General features: G+C 62.4%; 7 protein-coding genes. 3 read left to right on the forward strand and 4 right to left on the reverse strand.

Annotation, left to right across the window (positions count from 1 at the left end):
- The first annotated feature begins 8 nt into the window (after window positions 1–8).
- On the forward strand, window positions 9–824 hold the full coding sequence (locus tag M6D32_RS14710) for a glucose 1-dehydrogenase (RefSeq protein ID WP_298257362.1): 816 nt from the start codon (window positions 9–11) through the stop codon (window positions 822–824).
- A gap of 6 nt (window positions 825–830) precedes the next feature.
- Here M6D32_RS14710 and M6D32_RS14715 read toward each other — a convergent pair whose 3' ends face one another.
- The gene (locus M6D32_RS14715; protein ID WP_298257364.1) at window positions 831–2075 is read right to left on the reverse strand and encodes a lytic murein transglycosylase; all 1245 of its coding nucleotides are present in this window, start codon (window positions 2073–2075) and stop codon (window positions 831–833) included.
- 54 nt (window positions 2076–2129) lie between these two features.
- Window positions 2130–2714, reverse strand: a complete 585-nt coding sequence (locus tag M6D32_RS14720; protein ID WP_298257366.1) for a MarR family transcriptional regulator — start codon at window positions 2712–2714, stop codon at window positions 2130–2132.
- 54 nt (window positions 2715–2768) lie between these two features.
- Here M6D32_RS14720 and M6D32_RS14725 point away from each other — a divergent pair, with 54 nt between their 5' ends.
- A complete protein-coding gene (locus M6D32_RS14725) occupies window positions 2769–3230 on the forward strand; it encodes a carboxymuconolactone decarboxylase family protein (protein WP_298257369.1) in 462 nt (153 codons plus the stop codon).
- Between the two features lie 48 nt (window positions 3231–3278).
- On the forward strand, window positions 3279–3791 hold the full coding sequence (locus M6D32_RS14730) for a cupin domain-containing protein (RefSeq protein ID WP_298257371.1): 513 nt from the start codon (window positions 3279–3281) through the stop codon (window positions 3789–3791).
- A gap of 27 nt (window positions 3792–3818) precedes the next feature.
- Here M6D32_RS14730 and M6D32_RS14735 read toward each other — a convergent pair whose 3' ends face one another.
- Window positions 3819–5417, reverse strand: coding sequence for a M23 family peptidase (locus M6D32_RS14735; protein ID WP_298257373.1), 1599 nt, complete (start codon window positions 5415–5417; stop codon window positions 3819–3821).
- Window positions 5418–5478: 61 nt separating this feature from the next.
- Window positions 5479–6045, reverse strand: a complete 567-nt coding sequence (gene efp, locus M6D32_RS14740) for an elongation factor P (protein ID WP_298257379.1) — start codon at window positions 6043–6045, stop codon at window positions 5479–5481.
- Window positions 6046–6523: the final 478 nt, after the last annotated feature.

Below are 6523 nucleotides of genomic sequence, written 5' to 3' on the forward strand. Positions count from 1 at the left end.
AGTCGACGATGGCAGGGCAGGTTGAAGGCAAGGTTGCACTGGTTACCGGCGGCGCGTCGGGCATCGGCCAGGCGATCGCTGAACTATTGGCGGCGGAGGGCTGCCGCGTCGTCGTGACCGACGTCGACGAACTGAGGGGACCGCAAGTCGTGGCCGGTATCAACAAGGCCCGCGGCGAAGCGTTGTTTCTGCACCAGGACGTCACCAGCGAGCAGCGTTGGGCCGAAGTGGCAGGCGAAATCGAACGGCGTTTTGGAAGGCTCGACGTGCTGGTGTCGAACGCCGGTATTGGAATCGGCGCTTTCTCGGTCGTTGACATGTCGCTTGCCGATTGGCGGCGGCAGACGGCGATCAATCTCGACGGCGTATTTCTGTCGGTGAAGTACAGCCTGCCTTTAATGCGCAAGTCCGGTGCCGGTTCGATCATCCTGATGTCGTCGCTGGCGGGCTTGCGCGGCTCGGCCACGCTTGCCGGCTATTCGGCCACCAAAGGCGGCGTGCGCCTGTTCGCCAAGTCGGTCGCGATGGAATGCGCGTCGGCGGGCGACGGCATCCGTGTGAATTCCGTGCATCCCGGCATCATCGATACGCCGATCTGGGGCAAGATTCCGGCCGGTGGCACCGCGAGCGGCCAAAATGCGCCGATCGATTGCGAGGAACTGGCAAAGCTCGCGGCTCCCCTGGGGCGCGCGGGCAAGGCGCGCGAAATCGCCCAAGGCGTGCTGTATCTTGCTTCCGACGCTTCAAGCTATGTGACCGGCAGCGAACTCGTCATCGATGGAGGCATGTTCGCAGGCGCCGCGCCGCCGCGGCGGCCGTCGTAAGACGGCCTAATTTCCCTGCCGCAACCGTGCGAGCACCTTCAGGCCACCGTAACCGTCAGCAGGCAAGCCTATCTTGGTCTGATAGTCGCGAACGGCTTGCATGGTGTCGTTGCCGACACGACCATCGGTCCCGCCGGTATCGAAGCCCGCTCTGGTCAGTCGCGCCTGCATCTCCTGCACCTCGGCGAGCGTCATCGCGCGCTCCGAATCCGGAAATGGCTGGATGAATGCGGGCGCGCCCAGAATGCGGTCGCCGAGATGACAGATCGCCAGCGCATAGCTCATCGCGGGATTGTAGCTTCGTACCGAATAGAAGTTCGGCCCCAGCAGGAAACTCGGCCCGCCTGGCACCGGCGTCCACAGCTTCGCGGAGGCATTCGGCTGCGGGAAGGGCTTGCCGTCGGCGCGCGCCACGCCGGCGCCCCTCCAGGCTGCATAGCTACGATTGCCGCCAGCCGAGACGCCGTTGCTGCGGACTTCATAACCCCAGTGTTCGCCGCGGTGATATTTGCCGCGGGTGACGAGATAGCGCGCTGTGGAACCGAGCGCGTCATCGGGCCGGCCGAACGGCGATACCTTGCCGTCATGGTCGTAGTCGATGCCGACATTGAGCCAGACCTCGGGCATCCACTGTGTGTGTCCCATCGCGCCGGCCCAGGAGCCGCGCATCTGTTCCGGCGTGCTCCAGCCGCGGTCGACGATGCGGAGCGCATTGATCAGCTCGCTCTCCCAATAAGTGCGCCGGCGCGGCTCGTTCCAGGCGAGCGCAGCAAGGGCCGGGAATACCGGTCGCATGTGATTTTGTTGCACGAGCGGATCGCCATAGGCGGATTCGACGCCCCACAGCGCGAGCAGCGTGCCGCGTTCGACGCCAAAATCGCGCTCGATCCGCCCAAACAGCGCCTCGTTCTTCCGCAGCGCTTCTTTCCCGTGGATGATGCGCCAATCCGAGACCCGGCGGTTGATGTACTGCCAGAGTTCTTCCTTGAATTCGGGCTGGTTGCCGATTTCCTTGAACACCGACATGTCCGGTTCGATCCGGCCCATCGCCCGGTTCCAGGTCGCCTCCGAAATTCCCTTCGCCAGGGCATGGGCGCGAAAGCGGTCACGCCATTGCTCGAAGCCAGGCGGCATTGCCGCAAATGCCTGAAGCGGTCGGGCGAACAGATCGCCTGCGGCCATCCCGGCAACGAGGCCACCTCGCAGCAGAGCGCGGCGCGTGGGCATTTTGCGGGAATCAGGCGGCGTCATCCGGACAGTCTAACCGTGGTGGGTCCGGCGCAACAAAGCCGCAGCCGGCGGAGGTTAGCCATCCCAGTGCAAATCTACGGCAATTTTGGACAGCCAGCGTCGGATGGTGGTTTCCGCCTTTGCGCCCAATCCCGCGACCAGCCGCCGTTCGACCGCGGTGACGCGGCGGCGGCACTTCTCGAGCAGGTCCGAGCCGCGCCGGGTGACCGTCCACTGCAACACGCGGCCATGCACCGGATGCGGCGTCTTCCTGATCGCGCCGTTCCTTTCCAGATTGCCGATGATGACGCCGACGGTCTGTGGCGTCAGCAGTGCGACCCGTGCGACGTCGGCGCCGGAAAGGCCGGGGTAGGCGTTGAGCATCGTGAGCACGGCAAACTGCGGCGGCGTGACGCCGAGATCCGTGAGGGAACGTTCCAGGGTCAGCCGCGTCGCGGCCTGGGCCTGCCGCAAGAGATAGGCGATGTGACCCTGCTCGCCGCGCTTGCCCGAGCCGGGCGGCGGCAGGCGGACGCCGTTGAGCGCCTGTACTTGGCCGGCGGCGTTGTCGCGTGGGCCGGATTTTCGGGAGCGCGGCTTTTGGACCGAATGCGATTTTTGCCGTCTCGCCGGTATCGATCGATTTGTCAACTTGCGCATATTATCAGTACTCTTATACTTAATCAGAACACTGATAGCATGGGGAGTATGAAAATGTCACTTGCACGGAAGGAATATAGCGACTTTCAGAAAATGGCTCCGGACGCGTACGAAGCCGTTCTCGCGCTTGGCGGATTCGCCGCTAAGGCCGGCATCGAAAAGCCGTTGCTTGAATTGATCAAGCTGCGCGCATCGCAAATCAACGGCTGCGCCTTTTGCGTGCAATTTCACATCCTGCAGGCCGAACGGCTCGGCGTGGCCGCCGACAAACTCAACCTGGTCGTGGTGTGGCGCGAGGCGCCGCAATTTTCATCACGCGAGCGTGCGGCGCTGGCGTGGACCGAAGCGCTGACACTGCTCGCGGACGGTGTCGGTGACGACGTCTACGAGCGGGCGCGCGCCGAGTTTTCGGATCAGGAATTGATCTACCTGACCTCGGCCATCGCCTCGATCAACACGTGGAACAGGTTTGGCGTCGCATATCGCTGGACGCCACCGGCCCGGCAAGCCGCCTGAGCGCGGCTGCGTCATGAACCGTCGAGCAATCAGGCAGAGGAATAAACGATGACATCAATGGCGACGACACTGGCTGCACCGATGTGGCCTCACCGGCGACCGGTCTCATTTGCGGTTGTGGCCGGCCTTGGCTGCGCGCTGATCGCCGCAAAGGCGCTGCCGCCGACCTCCGACTGGATATCGAATGCATTGGCGCCGCTTTGCATCAACAGTGCCTCGGCGCCGGGGTCGCCGCTCAACAAGGTCGAGGTGATTGCCTCGCATGCCCTGCCGAACGTGCCCGGCAAGCGCGTGACGATCGTGCGGGTGTCTTACGGTCCGGGTGGCTTCACGCCCGCGCACCGCCATGCAGGCACCGTAACCGCCTATGTCACCAAGGGCGAGATCCGTTCGCAGCTTGGCGGCGGTCCGGTCGAGACGTTCACCGTGGGGCAATCGTTCTTCGAGCCGCCGGGGTCAACGCACGTGGTTTCCGCCAACGCGAGCAACACCGAGCCGGCCGAATTGATTGCGGTGTTCGTCGCGGACGAGGGCGCCCAACTCACGACGATGCTCGAATAGGCCTGCAATCAGCGAAAAGGTCGGGGGCTAATAATTCTCGCTGCCTTCTTCGGTGCCGTGGCGGGTCATATCCTCGGGAAGCGCATGGGCGAAGTCGGCGGCCACCGGCATGCTGTGAGGTCCGACCTCGCGTCCACGTCCATGGATCAGACGCTCATAGGCGGAGACCAGCGTGATGTAGGGACTGACCCATAGCCACCCGTCGCGGGTGAACACCTGCATGTCGAAATGCAGGTGACGGGTAGTGCCGTTGGGACGGTCGAGATAGTTGGAAACTACGCCGATCTGCTCGCCTTCCTCGACAAGACGGCCGTTCAGCACACCGTCGGCGTCCATGGCTGATGGGTCCATGTGCATGTAGCGGAAGCGGATATGTTCGTTGCGGGTATTCACCTGGAGCGTGACCGCCTGCTGCTTCGGCGAGCGGATCAGGACGGCGTCGCGGGCAGCGACCACCGGCCGGTGCTTGCGGTCGCAATGCTCCGGCCCGTCGTCGTGGCTGGGGCAGGGCGCGGGCCGCATGTCCTGGCCCTGGTGGCCAAAACCGGTCGGGCACTGGCCGACGCCAAAGCTCCGCGCTTCGCAAAAGTTATCCTGCCAGGGATAGCTGGTGAGCCCGCTGGAAAACTCGTCGAACCTGTCGCTGGATTTACGCGAATGGAATGATTGGGAATGGGCGAACGCCGGCGCCTTCGCCAGCGGAAAACGGATTTGCGAATAGGCCGTGTAATCGACGCGGCCGCTCTGCCGGTGCGATCCGCTGTTGGCGATGATGTCTCCGGGCGGCAGGTAGGTGAAATCCGGCGACGCCACGGAAGGACGCTCAATGGCCTCGGAAGCAATATCCGAGCGCGGCCGCGACGGCAGGCCGCCTGCGACATGCAAGGCCTTCAGGAAGCGTTCGGCAACCGGATAAGCCTCGCGGCAGGCCAAGCGCTTCGCCTTTGCCACGCTGTCGAGACACTGGATCGAAACGACGTAAGGAATGCCGAAGCGCGTGAACGCGTAGCGTACGTAACCCTCCCGGATGAAACGGCGAAGGTCCGGATATTCCGCGGCCAACGATTTCACTGGCTCGCCTTTGCCGCCAAGCGGATCGTTGAGATCGTAGGTCAGCAGCGATCCTGTGATTTGAACCTCGACGGGCTTGGCGAAAACCCGTTGCGGAAGGCCATCACCTGCGCCAGACGCGAGCGCAAACACCGCGTCATAGCCGGCCGGACCGGCATCGAACATCTCGGCCGGAAGAAAGTCGGCCTGGAAGTGTGCCAGCGAGAGGCTCTCAAGCGTGCCGCGCCATTCCGCGTCGAGATAGGCCGCAGTGTCGAACGGCAGCAAGACCGGCACCGAGCTGCGGCTGATGCCGGTGAAAATCCGGGAGGTCGTGGCGTTGAGCTGAACGAGCGTCGGCATCGAACGCGGGTCGGAGGCCGGCAACCGATGCCGGCCGACGAAGGTGAATGCAGGCAGAACCGTTGGCTGCGCGGCGATCTCGCTCCGAACCTGATCGAGCACGGCGCGCCAGTCCACGTGCGCAACAGAGATGGCTGGGCTTCTGAAATCATCCGCCGCAACAGGGCTTGTCACGGCGCCGAGCAAGCAGGCGCCGAATGTTAGACGCGCCAAGAAACTGCCAACCCCCGATCTCACCCTAACGCCCCCCGGCGCTGCCCCGCGCTTTCAGATATTAATCCTTTGCGCGCTCGACGTAAGAGCCATCTTCGGTCATCACCACAATCCGCGTACCGGCGGCGACGTGCGGCGGCACGGCCGTTCGCACGCCATTGGACAAGACGGCGGGCTTGTAGGAAGACGACGCGGTCTGTCCCTTGGTCACGGGCTCGGTCTCCACCACTTCCAGCGTCGCGCGCTGTGGCAACTGGATCGCGACAGGATTACCGTCGTGAAGCGAGAGCTTCACGGTCATATTCTCTTGCAAATAAGGTGCCCCGGAACCGACAATTTCCTTGGAAACCTGGACCTGATCGTAATTCTCGGCATTCATGAAGTGGAAGCCTTCGGCATCCTGGTAGAGGTAGTTGAAATTGTGGTCTTCCACCGTCGCCCGTTCCACTTGATCGGTGGTTTTGTAGCGCTCGGAAATCTTCACACCGTCGCCGATACGGCGCATTTCGATCTGGCTCACCGGGGTTCCCTTGCCGGGATGGATGTTTTCAGCGGTGAGGACCACGTAAAGCTTGCCGTCTTGCTCGATGACGTTGCCTTTGCGAATGGAGCTGGCGATGACTTTCAAAGCAGTTTTTCCTGATATTGTGGCCCCAGACCTTGCCGGATAGGTGCATTCCGGGGCCAATTGAGGCGGTTTCGGGCTGCAACATACTGATTTTGTGCGTGGAAGCTAGTGTCCCCGTTCTGACATTCGTGCCATTTCGCGGCAGGCTGGTTTACGAATGTCAGAACGGGGACACTAGTAAATATTGGATTCTAGTGTGGCTTTGGATTTGACATTCGCTTTGAGACTCGCGGCAACTTCGGCGCGAATGTCAAATCCACCACACCAGTGCGGCGAATTTGAAGTTCCTATCAGTATCGCGCCAAGTTCTTCACAGGAACTTCAAATTCAAGGTCGCACTAGAATTGGTAGTTGCTAGAGCTCCTTTGATTCCGAAGTTCGCATCAGAGGTCGCCGCGATAGTTTGCGAACTTCGGAATCGGAGCTCTAATACCGATAGCAGCGCCAGTGGCCGTAGCGATTGTAATAGCCGCGGCAG

The organism is Bradyrhizobium sp. (assembly GCF_027307225.1).
Classification (GTDB): domain Bacteria; phylum Pseudomonadota; class Alphaproteobacteria; order Rhizobiales; family Xanthobacteraceae; genus Bradyrhizobium.

Bases quoted from the DNA above. Each gene is read 5' to 3' on its own strand.
- M6D32_RS14710 (WP_298257362.1), top strand. From the start codon at position 9: ATGGCAGGGCAGGTTGAAGGCAAGGTTGCACTGGTTACCGGCGGCGCG.
- M6D32_RS14715 (WP_298257364.1), bottom strand. From the start codon at position 2,075: ATGACGCCGCCTGATTCCCGCAAAATGCCCACGCGCCGCGCTCTGCTG.
- M6D32_RS14730 (WP_298257371.1), top strand. From the start codon at position 3,279: ATGACATCAATGGCGACGACACTGGCTGCACCGATGTGGCCTCACCGG.
- M6D32_RS14725 (WP_298257369.1), top strand. From the start codon at position 2,769: ATGTCACTTGCACGGAAGGAATATAGCGACTTTCAGAAAATGGCTCCG.
- M6D32_RS14720 (WP_298257366.1), bottom strand. From the start codon at position 2,714: ATGCGCAAGTTGACAAATCGATCGATACCGGCGAGACGGCAAAAATCG.